The following is a 530-nucleotide window of genomic DNA, read 5'->3' on the forward strand; positions in this document are numbered from 1 at the left end:
GATATAGGGTTTCAATCCCTGTCCGGCGCTATGGAACGCGGTCATGACATGGTCTACGTCTGTTATGACAACGAGGCTTATATGAATACCGGAATACAGCGTTCATCTTCAACGCCCCGCTTTGCCCGCACCACTACCTCGCCGGTAGGCTCTGCGGGGCAGGGTAAGAAACAGAATAAAAAAGATCTCACCGAGATTTTAATTGCTCATAATATCCCCTATGTGGCTCAGACTGCCCCGATAGGCAATTTCAAGGATCTGCACACCAAGTCTTATAAGGCCATTTATACTGAGGGCCCGTGCTTTATGAACATATTGTCCCCATGCCCCAGAGGTTGGGACTACCCCATGGCCAAGCTGGCGGAGATTACCAGGCTGGCGGTGGATACTTGCGTCTGGCCCCTTTTCGAAGTCGAAGAGGGGGTATGGCGTCTGAGCTATACACCGAAGAAAAAGCTGCCGGTGGAAGACTTTCTTCGTCCTCAGGGCAGATTCCGTCATATGTTCTTGAGAGGCAATGAGTGGATGAT

Annotated in this window: 1 protein-coding gene; it reads left to right on the plus strand. The window is 50.9% G+C overall.

Annotated elements, in window-relative coordinates; all coding sequences use genetic code 11:
• On the plus strand, positions 1-530 hold a 530-nt coding region (locus B3W37_RS01120), incomplete at both ends, for a thiamine pyrophosphate-dependent enzyme (protein WP_483174531.1).

This window comes from Syntrophomonas sp. UBA5494 (assembly GCF_002426325.1).